22 protein-coding genes and 1 tRNA gene are annotated in these 24957 nt (G+C 62.2%); 11 read left to right on the forward strand and 12 right to left on the reverse strand.

Annotated features, from left to right (window positions below):
- Nucleotides 1-10: 10 nt before the first annotated feature.
- From GTP45_RS17460 to GTP45_RS17485, 6 genes are all read left to right on the forward strand, one after another.
- Complete coding sequence (locus GTP45_RS17460) at nucleotides 11-526, forward strand: glycine zipper 2TM domain-containing protein (RefSeq protein WP_161015155.1); 516 nt, start codon at nucleotides 11-13, stop codon at nucleotides 524-526.
- An 86-nt stretch (nucleotides 527-612) separates the two neighbouring features.
- A complete protein-coding gene (locus GTP45_RS17465) occupies nucleotides 613-1410 on the forward strand; it encodes a spermine/spermidine synthase domain-containing protein (RefSeq protein ID WP_161015156.1) in 798 nt (265 codons plus the stop codon).
- Nucleotides 1411-1435: 25 nt separating this feature from the next.
- Nucleotides 1436-3238 (forward strand): type IV pilus assembly ATPase TfpB, encoded by a 1803-nt coding sequence (gene tfpB, locus GTP45_RS17470; protein WP_161015157.1) that lies wholly within the window; start codon nucleotides 1436-1438, stop codon nucleotides 3236-3238.
- Nucleotides 3239-3288: 50 nt separating this feature from the next.
- Nucleotides 3289-3364: transfer RNA gene (locus GTP45_RS17475), tRNA-Lys, on the forward strand.
- Between the two features lie 108 nt (nucleotides 3365-3472).
- On the forward strand, nucleotides 3473-4252 hold the full coding sequence (locus GTP45_RS17480; protein ID WP_161015158.1) for a substrate-binding periplasmic protein: 780 nt from the start codon (nucleotides 3473-3475) through the stop codon (nucleotides 4250-4252).
- A gap of 66 nt (nucleotides 4253-4318) precedes the next feature.
- Complete coding sequence (locus GTP45_RS17485) at nucleotides 4319-5086, forward strand: substrate-binding periplasmic protein (protein WP_161015159.1); 768 nt, start codon at nucleotides 4319-4321, stop codon at nucleotides 5084-5086.
- On the opposite strand, the gene GTP45_RS17490 is transcribed toward GTP45_RS17485, so the two are convergent.
- The gene (locus GTP45_RS17490) at nucleotides 5087-5932 is read right to left on the reverse strand and encodes a PhzF family phenazine biosynthesis protein (RefSeq protein WP_161015160.1); all 846 of its coding nucleotides are present in this window, start codon (nucleotides 5930-5932) and stop codon (nucleotides 5087-5089) included.
- A 96-nt stretch (nucleotides 5933-6028) separates the two neighbouring features.
- On the opposite strand from GTP45_RS17490, the gene GTP45_RS17495 reads away from it, so the two are divergent.
- Nucleotides 6029-8140, forward strand: a complete 2112-nt coding sequence (locus tag GTP45_RS17495) for a dipeptidyl-peptidase 5 (RefSeq protein WP_161015161.1) — start codon at nucleotides 6029-6031, stop codon at nucleotides 8138-8140.
- Nucleotides 8141-8175: 35 nt separating this feature from the next.
- On the opposite strand, the gene GTP45_RS17500 is transcribed toward GTP45_RS17495, so the two are convergent.
- The 6 genes from GTP45_RS17500 to GTP45_RS17525 form a co-directional block, all read right to left on the reverse strand.
- Nucleotides 8176-10311 (reverse strand): metallophosphoesterase family protein, encoded by a 2136-nt coding sequence (locus GTP45_RS17500; protein WP_217363369.1) that lies wholly within the window; start codon nucleotides 10309-10311, stop codon nucleotides 8176-8178.
- Nucleotides 10312-10400: 89 nt separating this feature from the next.
- Nucleotides 10401-11705: an MFS transporter gene (locus GTP45_RS17505; protein WP_161015162.1), complete on the reverse strand. Its 1305-nt coding sequence runs from the start codon at nucleotides 11703-11705 to the stop codon at nucleotides 10401-10403.
- Between the two features lie 163 nt (nucleotides 11706-11868).
- Nucleotides 11869-12579, reverse strand: coding sequence for a BON domain-containing protein (locus tag GTP45_RS17510; RefSeq protein ID WP_161015163.1), 711 nt, complete (start codon nucleotides 12577-12579; stop codon nucleotides 11869-11871).
- Between the two features lie 88 nt (nucleotides 12580-12667).
- Nucleotides 12668-13333, reverse strand: a complete 666-nt coding sequence (locus tag GTP45_RS17515; RefSeq protein WP_161015164.1) for a hypothetical protein — start codon at nucleotides 13331-13333, stop codon at nucleotides 12668-12670.
- 80 nt (nucleotides 13334-13413) lie between these two features.
- On the reverse strand, nucleotides 13414-15114 hold the full coding sequence (locus GTP45_RS17520; RefSeq protein WP_161015165.1) for a DUF8614 domain-containing protein: 1701 nt from the start codon (nucleotides 15112-15114) through the stop codon (nucleotides 13414-13416).
- 40 nt (nucleotides 15115-15154) lie between these two features.
- Nucleotides 15155-15754: a short chain dehydrogenase gene (locus GTP45_RS17525; protein WP_161015166.1), complete on the reverse strand. Its 600-nt coding sequence runs from the start codon at nucleotides 15752-15754 to the stop codon at nucleotides 15155-15157.
- Between the two features lie 95 nt (nucleotides 15755-15849).
- Here GTP45_RS17525 and GTP45_RS17530 point away from each other — a divergent pair, with 95 nt between their 5' ends.
- Entirely contained in the window at nucleotides 15850-16761 is a 912-nt protein-coding gene (locus tag GTP45_RS17530; protein WP_161015167.1) for a LysR family transcriptional regulator, read from the forward strand.
- A 3-nt stretch (nucleotides 16762-16764) separates the two neighbouring features.
- On the opposite strand, the gene GTP45_RS17535 is transcribed toward GTP45_RS17530, so the two are convergent.
- Genes GTP45_RS17535 through GTP45_RS17545 form a run of 3 tightly spaced genes read right to left on the reverse strand, consistent with a single transcriptional unit; the run spans nucleotide 16765 to nucleotide 21007 of the window.
- Nucleotides 16765-18240 carry an efflux transporter outer membrane subunit gene (locus GTP45_RS17535; protein ID WP_161015168.1) on the reverse strand — a complete coding sequence of 492 codons (1476 nt, stop codon included), beginning with the start codon at nucleotides 18238-18240 and terminating at the stop codon, nucleotides 16765-16767.
- Nucleotides 18241-18262: 22 nt separating this feature from the next.
- Complete coding sequence (locus tag GTP45_RS17540) at nucleotides 18263-19876, reverse strand: DHA2 family efflux MFS transporter permease subunit (protein WP_161015169.1); 1614 nt, start codon at nucleotides 19874-19876, stop codon at nucleotides 18263-18265.
- Between the two features lie 15 nt (nucleotides 19877-19891).
- The gene (locus GTP45_RS17545) at nucleotides 19892-21007 is read right to left on the reverse strand and encodes an HlyD family secretion protein (protein ID WP_161015170.1); all 1116 of its coding nucleotides are present in this window, start codon (nucleotides 21005-21007) and stop codon (nucleotides 19892-19894) included.
- A 130-nt stretch (nucleotides 21008-21137) separates the two neighbouring features.
- Here GTP45_RS17545 and GTP45_RS17550 point away from each other — a divergent pair, with 130 nt between their 5' ends.
- From GTP45_RS17550 to GTP45_RS17560, 3 genes are read left to right on the forward strand one after another with little or no spacing between them, the layout of a single operon-like run.
- The gene (locus tag GTP45_RS17550) at nucleotides 21138-21854 is read left to right on the forward strand and encodes a TetR/AcrR family transcriptional regulator (protein WP_161015171.1); all 717 of its coding nucleotides are present in this window, start codon (nucleotides 21138-21140) and stop codon (nucleotides 21852-21854) included.
- Nucleotides 21855-21859: 5 nt separating this feature from the next.
- On the forward strand, nucleotides 21860-22798 hold the full coding sequence (locus GTP45_RS17555; protein ID WP_161015172.1) for an alpha/beta fold hydrolase: 939 nt from the start codon (nucleotides 21860-21862) through the stop codon (nucleotides 22796-22798).
- Entirely contained in the window at nucleotides 22795-23307 is a 513-nt protein-coding gene (locus GTP45_RS17560) for a GNAT family N-acetyltransferase (RefSeq protein ID WP_161015173.1), read from the forward strand. The genes GTP45_RS17555 and GTP45_RS17560 overlap by 4 nt, the downstream gene beginning before the upstream one ends.
- A gap of 6 nt (nucleotides 23308-23313) precedes the next feature.
- On the opposite strand, the gene GTP45_RS17565 is transcribed toward GTP45_RS17560, so the two are convergent.
- Nucleotides 23314-23973 carry a thiol:disulfide interchange protein DsbA/DsbL gene (locus tag GTP45_RS17565; RefSeq protein ID WP_161015174.1) on the reverse strand — a complete coding sequence of 220 codons (660 nt, stop codon included), beginning with the start codon at nucleotides 23971-23973 and terminating at the stop codon, nucleotides 23314-23316.
- Nucleotides 23974-24006: 33 nt separating this feature from the next.
- Nucleotides 24007-24918 (reverse strand): LysR family transcriptional regulator, encoded by a 912-nt coding sequence (locus tag GTP45_RS17570; protein WP_161015175.1) that lies wholly within the window; start codon nucleotides 24916-24918, stop codon nucleotides 24007-24009.
- Between the last annotated feature and the right edge of the window lie 39 nt (nucleotides 24919-24957).

Here is a 24957-nt window from a genome sequence, read left to right on the forward strand (position 1 = left end):
GAGGTATCACATGAACTTGCAAGCCAAACTGATCGCATCGGCCCTGTGCCTGAGCGCCTTGCCTTTTGCACAAGCAGCCGATTTTGAAGATTTCGGCCGCGTGGTGCGCGTCACCCCGCAAGTGGAACAAATCAACCGCCCGCGCCAGGAATGCCGTACCGAATACGTGCAGGTGCAGCAGCCGGCGCCGGAACGCGGCGTAGGCGGCGCGATTCTGGGCGGTATCGTCGGCGGCCTGGCCGGTAACCAAGTCGGCGGCGGCTCCGGCCGTTCGGTAGCGACCGCAGCTGGCGCCATCGCCGGCGCGCTGGTGGGCGACCGCGTCGACAACGCCAACACCCCGAACCAGGGCGGCGTGCAGGAACAGGCCGTGAAACAGTGCCGCACCGTCGACCACTGGGAATCGCGTAACACCGGCTACGAAGTGACGTACGACTACCGCGGCCGCAACTACACCAGCATCATGTCCTACGACCCAGGCGAACGCGTGCGCCTGCGCGTGGTGGTGGAACCGATGCAGCGTTGATCTTTCGCAGCTTCCTGACAATGCCGGCCTTGCGCCGGCATTGTTGTTTTCAGATAATGCCGGTTCACCCCTAGCCCTCCCTCCCAATGTTAATCAAACGCAAATCCATCGAAAAAGTAGAATCCTCGCGCCCGGCCTCCTCGGCGCCGGCGCCGGCCAAGGTGCGCAAGCCGAAGTACGCGCCGGTGACCTTGTCGGAACTCGATGGCGTGCGCTACCTGCATTTTGGGACGGAGTGGGTGCAGGGCGCGATGCGCATCCGCAAGCCGAACTGGCCCGAGCTCGAATACGCGCAGCAGATGATGGCGTGGATGCTGTGGCTGCAACAGCCGCAGCGCATCGCCCAGCTGGGCCTCGGCACCGCCACCCTGACCAAGTTCTGCTACACCACCTTCCCGCAGGCCCAGGTCACGGCGGTGGAGCTGAATCCGTCGGTGATCGCCATCTGCGAATCGATGTTCAAGCTGCCGCCCAACGACGAGCGCCTGCACGTGCTGGAGCAAGACGCACTGGACTTTGTCAACGACAAAGCCAACGTCAACACGCTGGACGTGCTGCAAGTCGACCTGTACGACTCCACCGCGCGCGGCCCGGTGCTCGATACGCCGGAGTTCTACACCTCCTGCAACGCCTGCCTGACTGACGACGGCGTGATGACCGTCAACCTGTTCGGCGATCACCCCAGCTACGCGCGCAACATCAAGGCGCTCAAGTTCGCCTTTGCGCAGGTGATTTGCCTGCCGCAGGTACATGATGGTAACGTGGTGGCGATCGCCTTCAAGCGCCAGCGCGAAATCGATCTGCCGGCACTGGCGGCGCGGGCGGCGGAGATCGTCGCCGCCACCAAGCTGCCGGCCAAGAGCTGGGTCAAGGGCATCAAGTAATCCTTCCAGAAAGGCGGCCGCATCGATGAGTTCAGTACCAACGACGACGAGCAAAGCGGCCCCGCTCGATCTCCAGCAAATCTACACCTGGCTGCTGGCCGACGGCATGATCCGCAAGGCCGAGGTCAAGGAGCTGTACGCGCAAAGCCAGGGCATCCTCAAGAACACCAGCGGCTACATGCATCCCTTGTGCGCGGTGGCGCATGCCAAGCTGCTGTCGGCACAGCCGCCGCACAAGCTGCTGACGCTGGATGCCTTGTGCGAATGGCTGGCGCACCGCGCCAACCTGCCCTTCATCCGCATCGATCCGCTGAAGATTGATTTCACCAAAGTGGCCGACGTGATGTCGGCCAGCTACGCGGCGCGCTTCAACATCTTGCCGGTCGAACTGACCGCCGACACGCTGGTGGTGGCCACCGCCGATCCGTTCGCGCAGGAATGGGAAGCCGAGATCGCCAAGATATCGCGCCGCGCCGTGCGCTGCGTGATCGCCAATCCGCTCGACATCGCGCAGTACATCACGCAATTCTTCAGCCTGGCCAAGTCGATCAAGAAGGCCAACAAGTCCAACAGCAACGACCTCACGCTGCGCAACAACTTCGAGCAGCTGGTGGAGCTGGGCAAGACCAACAAGCAGGTCGACGCCAATGACCAGCACGTCATCAACATCGTCGATTGGCTGTGGCAGTACGCGTTTGAACAGCGCGCCTCCGACATCCACCTCGAACCCAAGCGCGACATGGCGGCGATCCGCTTCCGCATCGACGGCGTGCTGCACCAGGTCTACCAGGTGCCGGCGGTGGTGATGATCGCCATGACCGCGCGCATCAAGCTGCTCGGCCGCATGGACGTGATTGAAAAACGCCGCCCGCAAGACGGCCGCATCAAGACGCGCACGGCCGGCGGGCAGGAAGTTGAACTGCGCCTGTCCACCCTGCCGACCGCGTTTGGCGAAAAGCTGGTGATGCGGATTTTCGATCCCGACGTGGTGGTCAAGACCTTGCCGGAACTGGGCTTCCCGCTGGAAGACGCGCAGCGCTGGGATGCCCTGACCCAGCGCCCGCACGGCATCATCCTGGTGACCGGGCCGACCGGCTCGGGCAAGACCACCACCCTGTACACCACCTTGAAAGCGCTGGCCACCTCCGAGGTCAACGTCTGCACCGTGGAAGATCCGATCGAGATGGTGGAGCCGGCCTTCAACCAGATGCAAGTCCAGCCCGGCATCGACCTGTCGTTTGCCGACGGCGTGCGCGCGCTGATGCGGCAAGACCCGGACATCATCATGGTCGGCGAAATCCGCGACCTTGCCACCGCCGAGATGGCGATCCAGGCGGCGCTGACCGGCCACCTGGTGCTGTCCACGCTGCACACCAACGACGCGCCGTCGGCCGTGATGCGCCTGCTGGAACTGGGCGTGCCCTACTATCTGCTGGAGGCGACGCTGATCGGCATCATGGCGCAGCGCCTGGTGCGCACGCTGTGCGTGGACTGCAAGGCCGAAGGCGGCGAACTGAGCGACGAAATCTGGCACAGCCTTGCCGGTGAATGGCAGTTACCGAAACCAGCGACAATCTACAAGCCAGTCGGCTGTCCCGAGTGCCGCCAGACCGGCTATCGCGGCCGCACCGGCCTGTACGAATTGCTGACCGTCACCGAATCCTTCAGCGAACTGGTGCGCGAAGAAACCGACATCCAGGCGCTGCGCCGCCAAAGCATGGCCGACGGCATGAAGCCGCTGCGCGTGGCCGGCGCGTTCAAGATCGCGGAGGGTGTCACCACCGCCGACGAAGTGCTGAAAGTGACGGCCGCCCTCGGTATCAAATAAAAAGCCCTTTGCAATTGGCGCGGAGCTGTATATAATACGGCCTCTTTCGGGGGTCGTTAGCTCAGCTGGTAGAGCAGCGGACTTTTAATCCGTTGGTCGCAGGTTCGAATCCCGCACGGCCTACCACCGAATTCCTAAAAAAGCTTCCACACGGAAGCTTTTTTTTCGCCCTTTGCTGGCACTGGTGTAAGCTAGGAGGCAAAGAGCGCGAGGCGCCGGATTTTTGGGGATGCTATGTCAGGTTGGTACAGCGGATGGAAATGGCTGCTCGCGGCGGCCGGCTGGATTCCTTTGCTGGCCGCCGCCCAGGCGCAAACGCCCATATTGCTGCGCACCGCCGCCCAGGAAGGCACCGAACCCAAATTCATCCACGAAGGCAAGGATCGCGTCGGCGGCCTGTGTATCGATATCATGCGCGCCGTCGAGCAGCTTGATCCCGGCTTGCGCTTCGTCGGCGACCAGCGCTGGAAACCGCTGATCCGCGCCTACTCCGAGGTCGAGGCCGGTATCGAAGACGTCCAGTGCGCAGTCCAGCGCACCGCCGACCGCGAGAAGCGCTTCAATTTCTTCGGCCCGGCGCTGTACACCATCGAGTACCACTTCCTCGTGCGCAGCAACGACAACATCACTATCCACAACTGGGACGACGTGCGCAAGCTCGGCCCCAATGCCACCGTGCTGGTCAACCGCGGCTTCGCCGCCGGCGATATCTTGATCGCCATGGGCGGCATCGAAGTCGACGCCAGCTCCACCAGCCAGGAACTCAACCTGCAAAAACTGGTCGCCGGCCGCGGCCGCCTCTACTTCCACCGCGGCCCCGGCCTGCAAAAGCTGCTGGTTCGCACCGGCAACGTCGACAAAGTCAAAATCCTGCCGCAAGTGATGTACAGCGCCAAGCTGTACTTCGCCGCCAGCAAGCAACTCGACAGCAAGACCGTCGAGCGCGTCTCCAGCGCCCTGTTCACACTAGAGAAAAAGGGCGAGCTCGACCGTTTGATGAAAAAGTGGGACTAAGAATCCCGCACCGCCGCCCCGCCCTGCTCTATACTTCCTTTTTTTTACGCGAGTACGGGAGAGGCAATGTTGTCGAAGGGATTGCGCTGCGGGCTGACGCTGTTGTGTGCGTTGCTGGGCACGCCCGTCCTGGCCGCGCCCACCGTGCTGAAAGTCGTCGCGCAAGAAGGCACCGAGCCCAAGTACATCCCGGCCGGCATCGGCCGCGTGGTCGGGCTGTGCGTCGACCTGTACCGCGCCATCGAGCGCATCGAACCGAACGTGGTGTTTTCCGGCGACCAGCAATGGACGCCGGCCCTGCAAGCCCTATCGCAACTGGCCAGCCACGAACACGACGCCCTGTGCGCCGTGCAGCGCACCGAGGAACGCACGCGCCAGTACGTGTTCCTTGAACCGGCCCTGTTCCAGATGCGCTACCAGCTGATCGCGCGTGCCGGCGACCCGGTCACCGTCAACAACTGGGACGACGTGCGCAACCTCGGCCCCAAGGGCATCATCCTGGCGAATCGCGGCTACACCGCGCCGGGCATGCTGGAACGCATCGGCGGCTTGCAAGTGGACGCCAGCGCCAGCACGCCCGCCGCCAACCTGCAAAAACTGATCGCCGGCCGCGGCCGCTTCTTCCTGCACCGCGCGCCCGGCATGCAAGGCTTCATCGACCGCGCCGGCGCCACCACCCGGGTGCGCATCCTGCCAACCGTAATGGCCACCACCGACGTCTACATGGCGCTGGGCACCCACGTTGACCCGGCGGTGCGCCAGCGCGTGCAGCGCGCGCTCGAACAGCTGGACAAGAACGGCGAACTGGCGCGCCTGCTGAGGAAGTGGGAGTAACTACTCCCCGATCATGCGGGCCTTGCCCGAGACCCGGATCGAACTCCCCGGCTCCTTCGGAATCTGCACTTGCAGATGGCAGGGCGCGCCCATGTCCTCGCCCTGGATGATGTCGATGGCGCCGCCATGCGGCCAATCCAAATCGCGCAGGTAGCCAGCCAAGGCAGCCGCCGCCGCGCCGGTGGCCGGATCTTCATACACGCCGCTGGAGGCGAACGGATTGCGCGCATGGAAGCGCTGCGGCGTTTCCGCGTGCACCAGCGAGATCGTGGTCAGGCCGTAGCGCTGCATCAGGCTGCGGCCGGCGCCCAGCTCGTAGCGCATGGCGCGCAGCTTGTCGCGGCTGCGCAGCGCCAGCACCAGATGCTGCACGCCGCCGCTGGCAATCGCCGGCGGAATGCGGTCATCGAGATCCGACAGCGCATAGCCAAACAGCTTGAGCGCCTCCTGCACCAGCGCCGGCGACGCAGGGGAACTGGAGGTGGCCGGCGATTGCAGCGCAGCGAACGCGCCGTTGGCGTGGGCCTTGCCCTCCACCGTCACTTGCGCGTGATTGGTGGTCAGCGGGAAAATGCCGTCGCCGTTCTGCTGCGCCAGCACCGCGCCCAGCGCGATGGTGGCATGACCGCAAAACGCCACCTCGCCGTCCGGCGAAAAATAGCGCACGCGCCAACCATCCCCCTGCGGCGCGGCAAACACGGTTTCCGAGTAACCCATTTCTGCGGCGATGCGCTGCATGGCAGGCTCCTCCGGCAGCGAGGCGCGGATCATCACGCCGGCCGGATTGCCGCCCTCCTCGCCCGAGGTAAAGGCTGCCACTTTGTGAACTTTGGTAATGGTCTGCATGTTGTCTCCGAGATCGGTAAGGATGGAAAACTTGATTGACAGCAATGACGGTTATGGCCACTATCTTTGTTTCACTGACTTTTAAGCAAACTCGCCATGACTATACCGCGACTTTCTCTTCTTGCCTTCATCATTTCGGCCCAATTGACGAGCATGGCGTATGCTGCCGATGCCGCCCCGGCCAAGCACGCCATCACCCACGAAGATGTCTGGCTGATGAAGCGCGTCGGCGCACCGCAGCCCAGCCCGGACGGCGAGTGGGCCGTGTTCTCAGTTACCGATCCCGCCTACGACAGCAAGGAGCAATGGTCGGACTTGTGGATCAAGTCGCTGACCGACGATGCGCCTGCGCGCCGCCTCACCTTCAGCAAGGGCGGCGAAGGTTCGGTCAATTGGTCGCCGGACGGCAAGCAGCTGCTGTTTGTCGCCAAGCGCGATGGCGATGACGCCGGCCAGATCTACCGCATCGACGTAGCCGGCGGCGGCGAGGCCCAGCGCCTGACCACGCTGACCTTGGGCGCGCGCCAGCCGAAGTTCAGCCCGGACGGCAAACAGATCCTGTTCGTCAGCGACATCTTCCCCGGCAACGCCAACGAAGAGGACGTCAAGAAAACCGCCAAGGAACGCAAGGACCGCAAGTACACGGCGCGCGCGTACGAAAGCTTCCCGCCGCGCTTCTTCGACAAGTGGCTGGACGATAAAAAAGTACGCCTGTTCGTGATGGATGCCGAAATCGGCGCCAAGCCGCGCGACCTGCTGAGCAACACCCAGCTGGCGGCGCTGCCGGGCTTCGGCGGCGGCCAAGGCGACGAAGGCCAATCGCTGGACGCGATCTGGGCGCCGGACGGCAGGGCCGTAGTGTTCTCCGCCTCGATCAACCGCGACGAGCTGGCACGCGCCTCGGGCTACACGCAAATCTTCAGCCTGCCGGTGAGCGGCGGCGAAGCGACCCGCCTGACCGCTGACAAGCACAGCTACAACAACCTGAAATTCAGCGCCGACGGCAAGACCCTGTTCACGCTAACCGAGGCGGAAGAAGAAGGCAAAGTCTACGACGTCAGCCGCATCGCCAGCTTTGCATGGCCGCTGACCAATGCCACGCCGAAGATCCTGACCGCGTCGCTGGATCGTTCGATCTCGCGCTACGCGCTGCCGGCCGGCAGCAACCGCGTGGTGTTCAGCTTCGAGCACGCGGGCCTGGAGCAACTGCACTCGATCAACTACGCGGGCGGCGACCTGCGCGACGAGCCATCGCTGCCGACCGGCAGCATCAACTCGCTGAACGCGGGCGGCAAGGCGCTGGTGGGCGTGTGGGAATCCTCGATCAATCCGCCGGAGGTGTATGCGTTTGGCCAGGGCGCGCCAAAGCGCCTGACCTCGTTCAACACCGAACGCGCTGCGAACATCGACTGGCAAGCGCCGGAGCACTTCTGGTTCAAAGCCAGCGACGGCCGCATGATCCACAACATGATCGTCAAGCCAGCCAATTTCGATCCGAGCAAAAAGTACCCGCTGTTCGCGGTCATCCACGGCGGCGCGGCGAATATGTGGCGCGACCAGTTCGTCATCCGCTGGAACTACCACCTGCTGGCGCAGCCCGGCTATGTGGTGCTGCTGACCGATTACAAAGGCTCGACCGGCTACGGCGAAGAATTCGCCCGCGCCATCCAGGGCGATCCACTGAAAGGCCCGGCCGACGAAGTCAACGAAGCGGTCGATGAAGCCGTCAAGAAATACAGCTACATCGACGGCAGCAAGCTGGCCGCAGGCGGCGCCAGCTACGGCGGCCACTTGGCCAACTGGCTGCAAGCGACCACCACGCGCTACAAGGCCATCGTCTCGCACGCGGGCGAGATGGATCTCATCATGCAGTGGGGCACCAGCGACAGCGTCTGGGGCCGCGAGGTCAACAGCGGCGGCCCGGTGTGGGGCGACAAAGCGGTGTGGCGCGAGCAAAGCCCGGTACTCCAGGGAGGCAACCACGCCAAAGGCACCGGCTTCACCACGCCGATCCTGATCTCAGTGGGCGAGCTGGACTACCGCGTCCCCGCCAACAACGCGCTGATGAACTTCGCCACGCAGCAGCGCCTGAACGTGCCGAGCAAGCTGCTGGTGTTCCCGGACGAAAATCACTGGATCCTCAAAGGCGAAAACAGCCGCTACTTCTACAGCGAAGTACACGGCTGGTTGGCCAAGTACCTGAAGTGATGTGAAAAGGGCCGCGAACTTCGCGGCCCTTTTTCTTAGTTGAAGCTCAGTCCGCTATTACTGACGTTGTTCAACTTTTGCGCTTTCAAGTCGATGGTGAAGTGGTCGCTCGGCTTGCCCGAACCCAGTCCCTTCAAAATCGCAAACACCTGCTTGAACTGCGACTGGAACGCCACGTTCACCGGGTTCTGGTCGGACAGTTGATCGCCCACTTTCAGGATCGCCGCAGGCGATGCCGGGAACGCCCCCATCAGCACCTTGTACTGCGCCACGCGCTCCGCACCCATATCACGCAAGGCCAACTCGCCTGCGTACACGGTGCGGTGGAAGTCGCCGTAGAACTCGTACGCGCTGATCTTGGCGAAGTCCGCCAGTTTCAGATTGGCGGCAGCAGCAATCTGCTCGGCCTTGGCAGTGGCAGTAGCCCAGTCCGCCGTCAGCTGGCTGGCAGCGACCCCGCCATCGGCAACCGTGCCCTTGGCAGCGCAGGTCGCGGTCAGCGGCAGCACCGACGGGTTGTCTTTCAACTGCGCCAGCGTGACCTTGGTTTGCAGCTGCGACAGGATCAGCATCTGGCGCGCATCGAGCGACATCGCCGCTTCTTTCATTTCGCACGGCCAGTAATCGCTCATGAAGCGCAGGCGCGACAGCTCGCCGAAGTAGGTGCGGGTAAACTCGCCATACGATTTGCTATCGAGGATGCCGCGGTTCCAGCGCTTGGCGATATCGCTGCTTGCGCTGCTGCCTTGCAGGTAGTCGTACTCGACCTGGTACAGCGGGAACAGCTCGTTGTGGCGCGCCACGTTGTTCAGGCCCACGGTCTGCACGTCGATCAAGTCTTTCGACTGGTAGCTGACGATCTTGTACGCCGCGCCAAACACCGCCAGCGATGGCGACTGCACGTTGACCAGGTAGTTGCCAGCGCTATCCTTGAAATCATTGGTGCCGTTGAAGTGCATGTGGCCGGCAACGTGCAGCGGCAGGCCGGTAGCAGCCAGCGCCGCCGTCGTCGCAGCGGCAGGCATGCGCGATACCTGGAACGCGCCCGACTTGAACACGGCCTTCATCGCATCGGTCTGGTTAGCGTAGAAGTCCATGGTCGGATAGTGCGAGAACGACATCAGCTGCTTGCCCTGCGCCTTGGCGCGCGCCGCTACCGATTTGATCCATTCGATCTGGTGGATCTTGTGGGTCAGCATTTTGTTCCAGCCCGCATCGCCGGCGTTGTCGTAACCCTTGAAGTACTTCGGATTGGCCGGGTCGAAGTTGGCATTCGGCGCATGCACATTGCCGTCCAGCGCCAGCAACCAGATGCCTTTCACCGGCTCCACCAGATAGCTGGCGTCGATCATGTTCACGCAGCGGCTGTAGGTCTTGCCCGCCACCTTGTACTTGCCGCCCTCGCCCTCGGTGCAGATTTCGAACTGGCGTTTGCTCAGATCGGCAGCGGCCGTGGCGGCCTCATAGCTGTACTTGCCGTCGGCGTAGCTGCTGAACGGCGTTTCCCAGTAGACGTCGTTCTTGTTTGGCGCGTAGCCGAATTCGCCCAGCTTGGTCATCAGTTTTTCGTAGCCCTGCTCCATCAGCTGGTTGGTGCAGGCCACGCTTGGATCCTTGGCTTTGCACGCGGCGTTGTTGACGGCGTAGATTTTCTGTTCCTTGCCATCCTTGGTCAGGAAGTCATTCTTGCCGGCCTCGTCATCGTCGTACGGCTCGTTAGGATCGTGGTTGCCCGGCGCGATGAAGAAGCGCATGCCCTTGGCCTGGTATTCATGCAGGATGTCGGCCAGGCCGTCGATGTTGATCGGCTGTGCATCGTCCGAGATATCGCCCGGCAGCGCCACCAGGCGCAGCCCCTTGCTGTAAGCGTCGTCGAGCGCGGCGCGGAAGGCGAAGTAGTTTTCGTTGAACAGGCGCGTCGAAGTCAGCTGCGCGTACATGGTGCGGATGGTGGCGTTCTTGCCGTCCTTGGTCGGAATGCCGGAGAACTGGCTGCTCTTCAAATCACCGTAGATGTTTTCAAAGTGCACGTCGCTCATGAAGGCGACGGCGGTGGAATTGAAGCCGTCGCCCGGATTGGTCTCGGTGACCGGCAGGCCGTCACTGCCGCAGGCCACCAGCAAGGCGGCAGCGGCGGCCAGGACGGCCGCCGCAGGTAGGGTGTAGCGCATACAAAACTCCATCAGGCGGTTAAAAGTCGGCGCATTGTTGCACCGGCAAATGACCGCCTGATTACATTTTGGAAGCGCTCCCAGATTTTTTACGCGGCCTTGGCTTGCGGCGGCGCCGCCACCGCCACCGCCGGTTTGCGGATCAGCAGGATGATGGCGGCAGCCACAACGCACGCCGCGCCGGCAGCGAACAAGGCAGGATCGTAGGTCAGCAACAAGGTGCGCACGCGGCCCGCGCCGTACGCCGCCACCGCCGCGCCCAGCTGGTGCGCCGCGAAGATCCAGCCGAACACCATGCCGGCTTTTTCCTTGCCGAAGGTGGCGCCAGCCAAACGCACGGTCGGCGGCACGGTGGCAATCCAGTCGAGGCCGTAGAACATGGCAAACAGCGACAAGCCATACAGCGTGAATTCCGAGTACGGCAGCCACAGCAGCGACAAGCCGCGCAAGCCGTAGTACACGAACAGCAGCTTGCGATTGTCATAGCGGTCCGACAGCCAGCCCGACGCAATCGTGCCGACCAGGTCAAACGCGCCCATCATCGCCAGCACCGAGGCCGCCGGCACCGGGCCGAGACCGGCATCGCCGCACAGCGAAATGAAGTGGGTTTGAATCAGGCCATTGGTGCTCAGGCCGCAGATGAAAAAGGTGCCGGCCAAAATCCAGAACACGCTGCTGCGCGACGCTTCCGCCAGGATCTTGAACGGCGTGGCAAAGGTGATGCGCATGGCCGGCGCAGCAGCCGCCACCGGTGTACCGGCAGCCGCGCCATATGGCGCAAGGCCGACATCGCTCGGACGATTACGCATAAACAGGTAGACCGCCACCGCCATCACAGCGCAGGCAACCATGACCGGCAGCACGGCCAAGCGCCAGCCGAAGCGTTCAATCATCCACGCTGCTATCGGCAGAAAGATGAGTTGGCCAGTGGCCGAGCTGGCCGTCAAAATGCCGACCACCAAACCGCGATGGCTATCAAACCAGCGGTTGGACACCACCGCGCTCAGCACCAGCGCCGTCATGCCGGAACCAACGCCCAGCATGATCCCCCAGAACAGTACCAGGTGCCAGAACTGCGTCATCTGCGTGGCCAGCGCCATGCCGGCCGCCACCAGGGTCAGCGCAGTGACCACCACGTTACGCAGGCCAAAACGCTCCATCAAGATGGCAGCAAACGGCCCCATCAGACCGAACAGCGCGAACCGCAGCGCCAGCGCCGACGAGATTTGCTCCACGTCCCAGCCAAATTCTTTCGACAGCGGCTGCAGCAAGGCGCCCGGCAGGCCCAGCGCGGCGGACGAACTGAGCGCGGTCAGGAAAGTCAGGGCAACCATCACCCAGGAGAAATGCAGGCCGCGCCGCTGCAGCCAGTTCGATAAAGGTTGTGCAAACATGATGTTCCTCACAATAGCAATGCGTGCCGGAAGGCACGCTTGTCGCCATTTTAAATTACGATCATCATGAATACAAGCAAAAAGGTGGCGCCCGGTCGCGTCAGGGGAACGCGGCCGGGCGCCGTGGCTGGCGGGGTCAGGGGGAGTTCGCCCGCGTTAGCCGTTACTTGATGCGCAGGGAACTTTGCACTTTATTCACGCCTTTGACGTTGCGCGCCACGTCCACTGCCTTATCCACTTCCGCTTGCGATGGCACGAAGCCGCTCAGCATCACGGTGCCGTTGGTGGTTTCCACGTGCACGTCCAGCGATTTCAGTGCAGGCTCAGCCAGCAGTTCGGTTTTCACCTTGGTGGTGATGGCGGTGTCGGCCAGCGTGTCTTTCGCCAGTTCGGTTTTCGAACGCGCTTCGCACGATGCTTTGTCGGTGCCGGTCATGGCGCTGCAATCGATACCGGTCTGTGCGGTGTCGGCAGCTTTCTTGCCGGCCTTGGCGTCCTGCACCCAGGCGGTGTGCTGGGCCTTGGCGCCGCTCAGGCAGCTGTCTTTGTCGGCGCCGGATTTAGGTGCGCACTGGGCCTTGGCAAGATCGTAGTTGGCGTCAGCCACATTGATCTGGGCTTTTTCCACCGACTTTTTATCGTTCTTGTACTGCAAGGCGGCAGTCGACTCGGCATTGGCGCGGTTGACCTTGGCCTGCTCCTGGCAAACGTCCTTGGCATTGCCCGATTGCGCGTCGCAAGCGGCCTTGGCAACTTTGTAATCGGCGTCCGACTTGTTGATCGCGGCTTTGTAGGCCACGGTGTCGTTGTTAGGCGTAGCAGCAAAGGTTGCGCTAGCGGCGGTGGCCAGCACGAAGCAGAGTAATTTATTCATGATGTGTGTCCCTCTTGTGGTGGTTGATGGACACATTAAACGCCCGCAGCCGGATGTGCTCCGTGCGGAAACGTACACAGATGAGAATTTACTGATCCTGCGACAAGCCTTGCTGCCACAGGCGATCTGCTTGTTCAAACAGCGGTAGCCCGGCAGCGAAGGAATCGCCGGTCGGCGCCAGTTGCAGCCAGTTCAGGGTACTGTGCGAGCCGCTGGACGGCGCCGGCTGGCGCACTTGCCGCATCCAGGCAGCAACGGTGGCATAGCTTTCAGGATGGCGCTGCTGCATCCACGCCAGTGCGACGAGGTCGGCATAGCCTTCTTCGCGGCGGGTGTCGCGCAGCTCTTCGGCGGCGCTGGTTTGCTTTCGCTCCTCAAAGCCGGACGGCACCGCATGCCAGCGGCCTTGCGCGTAGCGCCAGCAATGGCCGATCTCATGCGCCACCATGGCCTCGATCATCAGCGGGCGTTGCGCGGCAGGAACGGTATTGAGGATATCTTCGGCATTCGGATTGCCGCGCATGGACAGCACCAGCTTGCAGCGGCCGTTGTCATAGCCCAACGCCAGCGGCACGTCGTTGGCGCGCGCCTGCGGCTGCACGGTGATGTCGAGTGGCAGCTTGAGTTCTTGCTTGGCATAGGCCAGCACGGCTGAGCCAGCTTTCAGCCAGCGGACTTCCACCTCGGTCAGCTCGGCAGCGGAGGCGAGACCGGAACTCAACAGCAGCAGGGGGAGGAAGGCGCGCTTGATCATGGTGATCAAACTGTAGCATGTGCCGGGCAGAAATTATTGCCCGGCAGCAGGTAAATTACTACGTAGAAAAACTGGAATGCTTACTTGCTCAACAAGGTCTTGGCGGTTTTGAATTCCGGGCGGATGTCATTCGGCACAGATTTCATTTTATCCAAGGCTTTCTGCACGTCCGGGCGGATCACCACGTACTTGGTCATCATGTCCTTGGCGCGCGCATAGTCACCGGTAGCTTCAATGGTCAGGAACTCGCGATCCAGATCAATCACCGCTTGCTTGATCTTGCCGAAGTCCACCGAGAAGGTACCGTCGCCGTGCGACACGAAGCCGCCCTTGTCCAGCAGGTAGTTCACCTGAATCGCCATGCCGCGCGCGTGCGAATCGGTCAGGCCGAAATGCAGCGTGCGGAAAGCCGACGCCAGGAAGGTGATATACAGCTTGCGCTCAGCGGCCGCGCCCTGCCCCAGCGTGCCTTGCAGCTGGCCCTTGTCCATCATGTACGCCAGCGCGTACAAGCCGGTGATATCGGCCTTGGCTTCTTCGATGGTCGAATAGGCTTCCTTCAAGTCCTGGCGCGGCGTCGATTCCTGGCCGTTGTTCCTGGTGATGTGCGGGCCGAGACCGTGGGTGATTTCATGCGCCAGGATGTGCGTGAAGAAGGAGTCGAAGTCTACGTCCTTCTGGTCGGCAGGACGCAGCACCAGCTTGGCGATCGGCGTCAGCGTCGATTTGAATTTCGCTTGCTGCACGTTCTTCAGCATCACGCGCTTGGAGCCGCGCTGGCTGATGATGCGCTCATCGTTCGGCAGGTTGTAGGCGGCGGTCTGCACACCCATATTGCCGTCGCCAGCGCCGTAAACTTGGTTCACGACGACCATCGGCGCCAGCGCGCCAACCTTAGGATTGCGGTACTGCGCATCCAGCGGCAGATTGTCTTCCAGCTCCTGCATATGCTTGGCGAAGAAGTCCAGCTTTTGCGTTTCCTTCTGGTCGCGGATATTCACGTAGGCTTCAAACGCAGCCTTGTAGCCAAAAAGCTCGTCGTTATAGGTCTCGTATGGGCCGATGGTGATATCGACCGGCGAATCCAGATCCATCCACGCGAAATCGGAGGCCAGATAATCGTTGCTGAGGAAAGCATCGGCGCGCAGGTCGAGGAATTTTTTCAGCGAGGCGTTATCGGTATCGGCAGCGGCTTGCTTGAGCAGCGCTGCGGCTATTTCCAGATCGGCCTTGTACTCTTCCGAATACTTCACGGTGGTGAACTGGCCGTCCTTGTTTTTACGGATGGTGGTGAAGAACCACTGCGCTTGTTCCTTGTCGATGGCCGGCAAGGCGTTGATCCAGGTTTCCAGTTCGGCCTTGCTCGCGCCTTCCGGGTAGAAGTTGCCGCCTTCCGGCTTCTTGTTCGGCACCTTCACGCCGCCCACTTCGGCCGGCAGGAAGGATTGATGGTCATCCAGGATCGACCATGGGCCTTTATTGAGCCAGAAGTAGTTCAGGCGCGCCTTGCCCAGCGGCGTGGTGTCCTTTTGCAGCGCGGCCCACAAGGCCTCGTTGCCCGACCAGCGCTGGCGCAATTGCAGCACGTCGATGATCTTGGCCGCTTCAATCAGCTTGGCGATGGCTTTCTTGTCGCCGGCCGAGAGCTGGCTGGTGTCGGCGGTCAGCGCGACCGGCGCGTAACGCTTGCTCATCTTGTTGAGTTGATTGACGTCGGCCGGTGCAGCGTAGGCGGTGGCGCACGCAATTGCGAGCGCCAACGGGAGCAGGATTTTTTTCATGTGGTCCTCTTGTGGAGTGAGGGCCACATTGTAAATCACCTTACCACGCCTTATACACCTTGCCGGTCTGCGCGCCATCGACGCTGCGCGCATACGACAGTGCGGCACGCGCTGCGGCCACTGGCTCAAAGCCGACGAAGAACGGGCCGTAGCTGCCCATCGACTCCTGCAACACCGTCGGGCTAACCACATTGATGCGCAAGCCGCGCGGCAGTTCAATCGCCGCGCCGCGCACAAAGCCCTCGATGGCCGAATTGACCATGCTGGCGCTGGCGCCGTTGCGAATCGGCTCTTCCGCCACAATGCCACTAGTGAGCGTGATCGAGCCGCCGTCGTTCAGGTATTCCTGTGCGACGAGGGCCACGTTCACCTGCCCCATCAACTTGCTGTTCAAGCCGACGTGGAACTGCTCCGGCGTAAAGCTGGCCAGCGGCGCGAAATGCAGCTTGCCGGCAGTGACCACCACCGCATCCACCTTGCCGACCTTGGCGAACAAGTCGCGTACCTGCGCGATGTCGGCAAAGTCCACCTGGTACTCGCCGCCGCGCGCGCCCACCGACACCACCTCGTGGCGCTGGCCCAATTCTTCAACAACTGCTTTGCCTACTGCGCCAGTGGCGCCGATTACGATCACTTTCATGCTGCCCTCCGTTAGAAAGCATCAGTATGTTCTCCTTCATCAAAGGAATAAATGAGCTAACATGAACAATATTCCAAACTTACAGTTAGCAATCCATGGACAAGCTACGCAGCATGGAAATCTTCGTCGCCGTGGTCGATGCCGGTAACTTCACCGCCGCCGCCGCGCGCTTCAACATCTCGCCCGTGATGGTCGGTAAGCACATCGCCCAGCTGGAAGCCACGCTCGGCGCGCGCCTGCTAACGCGCACCACGCGCCGCCAAAGCCTGACCGAAATCGGCAGCCAGTACGCCGACCAGTGCCGCGCCATACTCGCGCACATCGCTGAAGCCGAACGCGGCGCGGAAGCCATGCGCGCCGTGCCGCGTGGCCGCTTGCGCATCACCGCCTCCACTTCCTTCGGCACCGAGTGGCTGGCGCCCGCCATCACCGACTACCTGCGCCAGCATCCCGAGGTGAGCGTGGATCTGAACCTGAACGACCGCATGGTGGACTTGGTGGAGGAAGGCTACGACGCCGCCATCCGCATCGGCGCGCCGGAAGACTCCAGCATGATCGCGCGTCCGCTGCGGCCTTACGCCATGGCGATCTGCGCCTCGCCCGGTTATTTGAAAAAGCATGGCACGCCGCAAACGCCGGAGGACCTGGCGCAGCACGAGTGCCTGGACTTCGTGGTCGGCGACGTGGGCGTGCGCTGGCGATTGCAATCGGTACACGGCAAGCGCCCGCTGCAAACGAGCCGCTTCCGCGCCAACAACGGCCAAGCCTTGCGCATGGCCGCACTCAATGATTTTGGGATCGTGATGCAGGCAGAAGTCCTGCTGGCGCAAGACATTGCAGCCGGGCGGCTGCTGCCGATATTGAGCGAGCACCTGCCGGTGCCGCGCCCGATGAACTTGGTCTATCCGCGCGACCGTCGCGCCACGCCCAAGCTCACCACCTTCATCGACTTCATGGTGGAACGCTTTGGACCAGCGGCACATCTGCCGCTGGCCTCTACCGCGTAAAGGTTACTGCGCCTTGATGGCGCCGTTCTGCGCAACTTGCGACAGCTGCGCCGAAGGCTGCCAGCCGGCGCCCAAGGCACGCGCCACCGACACCGCTGCCAACAGGCGCTGCGTGTTGATCTGCACCGCTGCACGATCCGCCGCCAGCGCGCTACGCTGCGCATCGGTCACGTCGAGGTAAGTCGACACGCCGCGCTCATAGCGTGCACGCGCTACCAGATAGCCGCGCGCCGCCGCCACTTGCGAAGCTTTCTGCGCATCGCCCTGCATCTGGCGCTGCTGCACGTCCGACAGCGCGTCTTCCACTTCGCGCAGTGCGGTCAGCAGCTTGGTTTGGTGATTCGCCACTGCTTCTTCGTAACGCGCCTTGGCGATAGCAAGATTGGCCTTGTTGCGGCCACCGTCAAAGATCGGCAGCGACAGAGCCAGCGGACCAACGCTAAACTGGCGCGCATCGCCCTTGGCCAGATTGCTCAGGCTCTCGGATGCAAAACCAAAATTACCGGTCAGCGAGAACGAAGGATAGAACGCACCTTCCGCCACGCCGATCTGCGCATTGTTAGCGCGCAGGGTCGCTACGCTGCCTGCCAAGTCTGGGCGCTGCGCCAGCAAGCTCGCTGGCAGGCCGACCGGAATTGCCGGTGGCTGCGGCAGCGAGGCTGCATCGGCATTCGCCGCGGTCAGCATAGCCGACGGCGAAGCGCCAACCAAAGTTGCCAAGCTGTGTTCCAGCAGATTGCGCTGACGCTGCACTTCATGCAGATCCGCTTGCGCGTTAGCGCGCTCGATGCGCGCGCGCGACACGTCCAGCTCATTCGACAGGCCGGCGTCAAAGCGCGCGGTCACCAGTTCTTCGGATTCGCGGCGGGTATCCAGCGCGCCTTTCAGGATGGCGATTTCGGCGTCGAGGCCGCGCAACTGCCAGTAGGTGGTCGCCAGTTGCGACGACAACACCAGCAGTACGCCGTCGCGATCCGCTTCCGCCACCAGCGCTTGCGCGTCCGATGCTTCCACCAGTCGGCGCACGCGGCCCAGCAGATCTACTTCATAAGAGAAGCTGGAACCGACCGCGTAGTTATTCCCCTTGATCGAACGATGGCCCAGCGCCAGACCTTGCGAGGTCTCGGCCGAAGTGCGCGAGTTCGAAATGCCGGCATTCACGCTCAACTGCGGCTGCTCGTTGGCACGCGCCACGCCGGCTTGTTCCAGCGCCTGCACAAGGCGCTGGGCAGCGGCTTTCACGCTTGGGTTATCGCGCAGCGCCGTCTCTTCCAGACGGTTCAAGGTCGCGTCGTTAAACACGGTCCACCATTGCGCAGGCAGGTGTGCCTCGCTGGCGCCGGCTTGCGGCAAGTGGCGGAACGATGCATCGGCCACATTGGCCGGCGCTTTAAAATCCGTGCCGACAGTGGCGCAGCCGGTGACGGCCAGCGTTACGGAAACAGCGAGCGTCAGGCGCTTCAAAGCTGAATTCAACATGATTACCTCTTAATTTTTTGTGTTAGTGAGCACCGCCGCCACCGCCACCCGAAGGGGCTTTGACTTTGTCCGAGAACCACAGCACGCCGATACATGCAAACAGCACCATCGCCACGAGGAAGAAGCCGTCGTTGTAGGCCATCACAAACGCTTCGCGGCGCACGATGCCATCGACTGCTTTCAACGCCATATCCGAAGCGGTGGCGCTATCGAAACCCTTGGCGATGAACGACGAGGTCAGTGCGCTCAAGCGCTCCTGCGTCGCCAGCGCAAAGCCGGTCACCGATTCGCCGATGCGTACCGAGTGGAAGTGCTCGCGGTTGGTCAGCGAGGTGGCCAGCAGCGCGATACCGATCGAACCGCCCAGGTTACGGGTCATGTTGATCAGGCTCGAAGCCGATGGCATATCTTTAGGCTGAATGCCGTTCATCGCAAAGTTCGACAACGTCAGCATCACGAACGGCTGGCCCAGTGCCCGCACGATTTGCGACAGCAGCAGCTGGTCGTAGCCGGTGGTGGCATCCATGTAGGCATTCATCAGGCACGAACCGCCGAACAGCAGCAAGCCGAAACTGCACAGGATACGGTTATCGATCTTGGACGACAGCTTGGCCACGAACGGCATGATGAACAGCTGCGGCAAACCGGCCCACATAATCACTTCACCAATTTGCATCGGCGAGTAGCCCGGAATCTGCGCCAGGAACAGCGGCAGGATAAACGCCGAACCGTACAAGCCCATACCCATCGCCATCGACAGCGCGGTAGCGGCGGCAAAGTTACGCTGGCCGTACAAGCCCAGATTCACGAACGGCTGCTTGCGCACCGCGCCAGTCACCGCCCAGCCCAGTAAGCCCACAATCGCCAGCGCTGCAAAGGTGTTGATGAAGGCGGAGTCGAACCAGTCCTTGGTGTTGCCTTCTTCAAGGAAGATGGTCAGGCTGCCAAGGCCAATCGCCATGAACGCGATGCCCAGCCAGTCAGCATTGAACAGCGCCGGCAAATTCGACTTCTCTTTATCGAGGCCGACCGCAATGCCGCCAATCAGCAGCAGGCCCGGAACCCAGTTGATGTAGAAGATCGACGGCCAGCCATACAGCTCGCTCAAGTAGCCGCCCAGCGTTGGGCCCATCGAAGGCGCCAGCGTTGCGGTCAGGCCGAAGATGGCCATGCCGGTAGCACGCTTGGACGGCGGCAGCTTGGCCATCACCAGCGTCATCGCCATTGGAATCAGCGCGCCGCCGGTAAAGCCTTGCAGCATGCGGAAGGCGATCATGCTAGGCAGGTTCCAGGCGAAGCCGCACAGCGTGGAGAACACCAGGAACAGCGACGTCGTGCCCATCATGTAGGCGCGCATGCCGAACACGCGCACGAACAAGCCGGTCATCGGAATCACGATGATCTCTGCCACCAGGTAGGCGGTGGCGATCCACGAGCCCTCTTCCTGCGTGGCCGACAGCGTGCCGAGAATATCTTTCAGCGACGAGTTGGTGATCTGAATATCCAACACCGCCATGAAGGCGCCGAGCATACCGGCGGCAACTGCCAGCCACGTGCGGCCGGACACCTTCTCGCTCGGCATCGGCGGGACGAACACCTGCCCGCCGCCAGGCGTATCGATAGTGGTACTAGCCATGAGAGGCTCCTTGGATTAGTGAGCTTCTTTCTGGTTGATCGCTACTTCAGCGATCGCCGACATGCCCGGCACCAGACGGCCACTGAGAGCCTTCACATCTTCCGGCTTGAAGGTCACCTTGACCGGCACGCGCTGTACGATCTTGGTGAAGTTACCGGTGGCGTTATCGGCCGGCAGCAGCGCGAATTGCGCGCCCGATGCTGGCGAGAAGCTGTCCACTTTGCCGATCAGTTCTTTGCCTGGAATCGCGTCGATGGTCACTTTCACTTCCTGGCCAACCTTCATGTCCGCCAATTGGGTCTCTTTGAAGTTAGCAGTCAGCCACACGTTTTCTTGCACGATGGCGGTCAGCTGCTGGCCCGGCTGCACGCGCTGGCCCACTTCAATGGTGCGCTTGCCGATACGGCCCGACACTGGCGCCAGAATCTTGTTGTAAGCCAGTTGCTGCTTGGCGTCCTTCAGTTGCACTTGCAGTACCGAGATCTGCGCATTCAGCACATCGCGCGCCGACTTGGCCGAAGCGATTTGCGCCTTGGCGGCGGCAGCGCTGTCCTTGCGGGCCGCGACATCGGCGGTGGCGCTGGCGCGGGTGGCGACGGCAGCATCGAGTTCCGCTTTCGACACGGCTTTCATCTGGCTGTTATACAGCTGGCCGAAACGCTCGGCGTCCTGCTTGGCGCGCACCAGTTGCGCTTCCGACTGCGCTACCTGGGCGGTGGCGGCGCTGGCTTGTGCCTGCACTTGCGCGATTTGCGCGTCGGCCTGCGATACCTGCTGCTGGGCCGAGGCGATCTGCGCTTGAATCTGCTCTACTTTCACGCCTTGATCAAAAGGATCCAGCTCGGCGATCACATCGCCTTCTTTTACCAGCTGGTTATCGTCGATCAGCACCTTGGTCACCACGCCGGCGATGCGGGTCGACACCGGGTGTACGTGACCGGCCACGTAGGCATTCTCGGTCTCAACGTAGAAATGGCTGCGATACCACATGCGGCCGCCAGCGGCCAAGGCGGCCAACGCGATAACAGCAGCCACCACCAGAACACGGCGGTTCGGCGGCTGAGCTGGAGCCGCTGGAGCGGCGACTGGGGCAGGAGGCACGGCGCTGAGTTTTTGTTCTTGCGTGGACATGAATAGCTCCAGAGAAATGAAATGAGATAGGAGCATTATCGCCAGTTTCATGCCAAAGTCAAGAAATGAAACGATTGCATTTCATTTTTTTTTGGACTAGCATACCGGCATTCGTTATCATTCACCCCAAATGAATACCTCCGACCTAACCGAAGCCACTGCATTGGATGAGCAAGATTGCGCAGATGGCAACTACTCTCCCGATTCGCCGTGCTTTGGTGGCAAGGCCGCCGGCCGCCCGCGCGCTGCCGACAAGGAAGCCCGCCGCGAGGCCCTGCTCCACACGGCAGGCCGCCTATTCCTGGAAAAAGGCTATAGCAAGGTCAGTCTTGAAATGATCGCGCGCGAAGCCCACGTGGCGGTGCGCACCATCTACGTGAAATTCGGCGGCAAGGCCGGCCTGTTGAACGCCGTGATTGCGGATGGCCGCGCGCGCTTCTTCGGCAGCATGGAGAGCATGGAAACCGATACGCGTCCGATGGAAGTGATCCTCGGCGACTTCTCGCTGCGCTTCCTCGAACTGGTGTCGATGCCGACCTTCTGCAATCTGCACCGCATGGTGGCGGCAGAAGCGCGCACCACGCCGGAACTGGCCGAGACCTTTTACCAAGCAGGCCCGCAGCGCACCCGCGATGAATTGAGCCGCTTCTTTGCCCGCCCGGACATCAAAGCCCAATTGCGCAGCGAAGTCCGGCCGGAAGTGCTGCCGGTGTTCCTCCTCAACTGCATCATGGGCGACCACATGGCGCGCCTGCTGTTCCCGCGCGACGAAGCGCCACCACTGGACGAACTGCGCGCCCGCGCCGCAGAAGGTCTGGATCTATTCCTGCGCGGAGTGAAACGCTAAACACCATGAGCAAAATGCGCTGGTTCCTGCTTGCCCTCGTCCTCGCCATAGCCGGCTTCACCGGCTACTACCACGATCGCAATCCAGAACGGCGCGCGCTCACCACCGAAGTGCGCGAGCATGACGGCTCACCGGGCGCCTACGCCACGCTAAGCGACGGCGTTACCTACTACGAAGCGGCCGGCCCGGCCGACGGCCGCGTAGCAGTGCTGGTGCACGGCTTCTCGGTGCCCTCCTACATTTGGGATCCCACCTTTGCCGCCTTGCGCGACGCCGGCTACCGCGTGATCCGCTACGACTTGTTCGGACGCGGCATGTCCGACCGGCCCGACGCCGCTTACGACGGCGCATTCTACGACCGCCAGCTCGATGATTTGCTCAAGGCGCTCAAAGTCGAAGGCAAGATTGATTTATTCGGGCTGTCGTTCGGCGGCTACGTCAGCGCGCACTACGCGTCCACGCATCCGCAGCGCGTGCGCACCTTGAGCCTGGTCGATCCATCCAATAGCGCGCCGACGGTGACGTGGCAGTTCGCCACGCCATGGCTCGGCCCCTACCTGTTCCAGACACAGGCCGTGCCGACCATGGCCGACAACCAGGCCAGCGACTTCCTGCATCCCGAACAATTCCCCGGCTGGGCCGAGCGCTATCGTCCGCAGATGCAGTTCTACGGTTTTGGCCGGGCACTGTATCGCTCGCGTTTAAGCCTGTCGCGTGAAAACTTCGACGCCATCTACGCCAGCATTGCGAAAGCCGGCACACCGGTGCATCTGATTTGGGGCAAGCAGGATCCGGTGATCCCGGTGGCGCAAGCAGCGCACATCCGCAAGGCCATTCCGTCAACCACCTACACCGAGATCGACCAATCCGGCCACCTGCCGCAGATGGAGCAAACCGCCCTATTCAACCAGCATATGCTGGCCTACCTGGCGGCCCATCCATGAACATCCGCACGCTGCAAGCAGACGACGTAGAACGCCTGCTGGCGTTTGAACTAGCCAACCGCGCATGGTTCGAGCAGCATGTGGAAGCGCGCGATCCGGCCTTCTACTCGGAAGCCGGTGTGGCGGCGCATATCGCGGATTATCTGGATAGCTACGCCGCCGGTATTCTGCATCCCTGCGTGCTGACCAACGATGATGGCACGCGCATCATCGGCCGCGCCAATCTGCGCCGCATCGACCGCGTGGCCGGCAGCGGCGAAGTCGGTTACCGCATCGCCCATGACGAAGCACGCAAGGGACTGGCCAGCCTCGCGCTGACGCACTTGCAGCAGTTGGCCCGCGCGCAGTACGGCCTGCATTTTCTCAATGCGTGGATTTCGGATCAGAACGCGGGATCAAAACGCGTGATGGATAAATGCGGCTTCACCCGCGACGCGCTGGCGCCGCCGCAGGTGGTACAGGTGCAAGGCGCGGATCACGTCTCACACCTGTTCCAATGCCGCTTGTAGACCTACTTACTTGCCGCGCGCCTGCACGACCAGAGCATCCAGCACCTGCAAGGTAGCAGCGCCCAGTTGCGGACGTGGAATGCCCGGATTGCTGGCGTCCACCATGGTCGGATTGGTCAGGTAGCGGCCACCCACGATCATGGTCGGCGTGCTGTTGACCTCATAGGTGGCGGCTACGCGGCCTGCGCCTTTCAAGCGCGTCATCACGGCGAACGAGTTGTAGGTGGCGGTGAATTTTTCTTTATCGATGCCGGCTTTCACAGCCCAGTCGATATTGTCTGCATCGCTCTTCAAGCGCTTGCGCTCAACGTGCCAGGTGTAGAGCAGCTTGGCGTGCAGCTGCTCTTCCAGCTTCATTGCTTCCAGCGTCAGGAACATATGCGCTTCAGGATCGTTCTCGCCGGTCAGCGGCAAGTGGATGCGGCGGAAGCTGATGTTATCGCCCTGCTTCTTTACCCATTCCAGCATCGCCGGTTCCAGCGCGTAGCACGCCGGGCAGTGATACATGAAGAATTCGATCACTTCCACCTTCTTGCCCTGCGCCTGCACTGGCTGCGGGTTCTTCAGGGTGGTGTATTCAGCGCCGTTGCGCGGCGCGGTAGGCGAGGCAAACGCGGTCGCGGCGCACAGGCCGGCCACCACCAAGGCAATCTTCAACAAACGCATAATCATCCTCACAAGTGCAAAGACAGCAGATTATCACTTCTGCGGCGGGCGCGCCTCTAATCCGGCGATGTCCTGCATCAGCGCGATCAAGTGCTTGGCGCCGAGGCCCAGCGGACGGTCATTCAGCCACACCACGTCCACCCACAACCGCAGCTCATTGCTCATGTGCGCAAAGCCGATGCGCAGCAACTCGCCGCGCTCTAGCAACGGCGCTACTTGGCGCAGCGGCAGATAAGCCCAGCCCACGCCGGCGCGCACCAGGCTTAACGTCGCCAAGTGGCTATCGGTGCGCCACAGCTTGCGCGAGATGAGCACGCGCTGGTCGGCTTCCTCCATGTCGCGGCTGACGATGGCGATCTGGCGCAGGTCGATCAAGTCCTCCAGGCGCACGCCGTCCTTGCGCTCCAGCGCCAGCTTGTGGCGCGGCGAGATCACCGGCACCAGCACCTCGCTGCCCAGTTCCTGGAAACTCTCGCGGTCATCGACGCGGGTGCGCTCGTAAATCAGCGCCAGTTGCGCCGCGCCTTCGTGCAGCATGCGCAGCGCGTCGTCCTGCGGCGCGGACAGCACCTCCACTTCCAGCGATGGGAATTCCTCCGCCAGCCGCGCCAGCGGATCGCTCCACGGCGCCGACAGCAGCTCCGGCGCAATCGCCAGCGTCAGGCGGCGTTCCAGTCCCTGGTGCAGCGATAGTGCGTGCGCCTGCAAGCGGCGCAACTGGCCGGCCATCTGCCGCGCCTCTGCCTCCAGCGCGCGCGCCGATTCGGTCGGCTGTACCTCGCGCGAACTGCGCACGAACAGCGTTAGATCCAGCTCCGCCTCCAATTGGGCAATCGCCATGCTGACCGCCGACGGCACCCGCCCCAGCGCCCGCGCAGCCGCCGAGAAGGAGCCATGATCGAGCACCGCCAGAAAAATCGCAATGTTATCGGATGAGAAAGCCATGTAGACCATGCTATCAGAAAAACTGAAAGCTGCTGACTT

Origin of the sequence: Duganella rivi, from assembly GCF_009857435.1 — a bacterium.
Lineage (GTDB): Bacteria > Pseudomonadota > Gammaproteobacteria > Burkholderiales > Burkholderiaceae_D > Rugamonas > Rugamonas rivi.

Coding starts and splice junctions, on each gene's coding strand:
- GTP45_RS17460 (WP_161015155.1), top strand. CDS start 11: ATGAACTTGCAAGCCAAACTGATCGCATCGGCCCTGTGCCTGAGCGCC.
- GTP45_RS17465 (WP_161015156.1), top strand. CDS start 613: ATGTTAATCAAACGCAAATCCATCGAAAAAGTAGAATCCTCGCGCCCG.
- tfpB (WP_161015157.1), top strand. CDS start 1,436: ATGAGTTCAGTACCAACGACGACGAGCAAAGCGGCCCCGCTCGATCTC.
- GTP45_RS17480 (WP_161015158.1), top strand. CDS start 3,473: ATGTCAGGTTGGTACAGCGGATGGAAATGGCTGCTCGCGGCGGCCGGC.
- GTP45_RS17485 (WP_161015159.1), top strand. CDS start 4,319: ATGTTGTCGAAGGGATTGCGCTGCGGGCTGACGCTGTTGTGTGCGTTG.
- GTP45_RS17490 (WP_161015160.1), bottom strand. CDS start 5,932: ATGCAGACCATTACCAAAGTTCACAAAGTGGCAGCCTTTACCTCGGGC.
- GTP45_RS17495 (WP_161015161.1), top strand. CDS start 6,029: ATGACTATACCGCGACTTTCTCTTCTTGCCTTCATCATTTCGGCCCAA.
- GTP45_RS17500 (WP_217363369.1), bottom strand. CDS start 10,311: ATGCGCTACACCCTACCTGCGGCGGCCGTCCTGGCCGCCGCTGCCGCC.
- GTP45_RS17505 (WP_161015162.1), bottom strand. CDS start 11,705: ATGTTTGCACAACCTTTATCGAACTGGCTGCAGCGGCGCGGCCTGCAT.
- GTP45_RS17510 (WP_161015163.1), bottom strand. CDS start 12,579: ATGAATAAATTACTCTGCTTCGTGCTGGCCACCGCCGCTAGCGCAACC.
- GTP45_RS17515 (WP_161015164.1), bottom strand. CDS start 13,333: ATGATCAAGCGCGCCTTCCTCCCCCTGCTGCTGTTGAGTTCCGGTCTC.
- GTP45_RS17520 (WP_161015165.1), bottom strand. CDS start 15,114: ATGAAAAAAATCCTGCTCCCGTTGGCGCTCGCAATTGCGTGCGCCACC.
- GTP45_RS17525 (WP_161015166.1), bottom strand. CDS start 15,754: ATGAAAGTGATCGTAATCGGCGCCACTGGCGCAGTAGGCAAAGCAGTT.
- GTP45_RS17530 (WP_161015167.1), top strand. CDS start 15,850: ATGGACAAGCTACGCAGCATGGAAATCTTCGTCGCCGTGGTCGATGCC.
- GTP45_RS17535 (WP_161015168.1), bottom strand. CDS start 18,240: ATGTTGAATTCAGCTTTGAAGCGCCTGACGCTCGCTGTTTCCGTAACG.
- GTP45_RS17540 (WP_161015169.1), bottom strand. CDS start 19,876: ATGGCTAGTACCACTATCGATACGCCTGGCGGCGGGCAGGTGTTCGTC.
- GTP45_RS17545 (WP_161015170.1), bottom strand. CDS start 21,007: ATGTCCACGCAAGAACAAAAACTCAGCGCCGTGCCTCCTGCCCCAGTC.
- GTP45_RS17550 (WP_161015171.1), top strand. CDS start 21,138: ATGAATACCTCCGACCTAACCGAAGCCACTGCATTGGATGAGCAAGAT.
- GTP45_RS17555 (WP_161015172.1), top strand. CDS start 21,860: ATGAGCAAAATGCGCTGGTTCCTGCTTGCCCTCGTCCTCGCCATAGCC.
- GTP45_RS17560 (WP_161015173.1), top strand. CDS start 22,795: ATGAACATCCGCACGCTGCAAGCAGACGACGTAGAACGCCTGCTGGCG.
- GTP45_RS17565 (WP_161015174.1), bottom strand. CDS start 23,973: ATGCGTTTGTTGAAGATTGCCTTGGTGGTGGCCGGCCTGTGCGCCGCG.
- GTP45_RS17570 (WP_161015175.1), bottom strand. CDS start 24,918: ATGGCTTTCTCATCCGATAACATTGCGATTTTTCTGGCGGTGCTCGAT.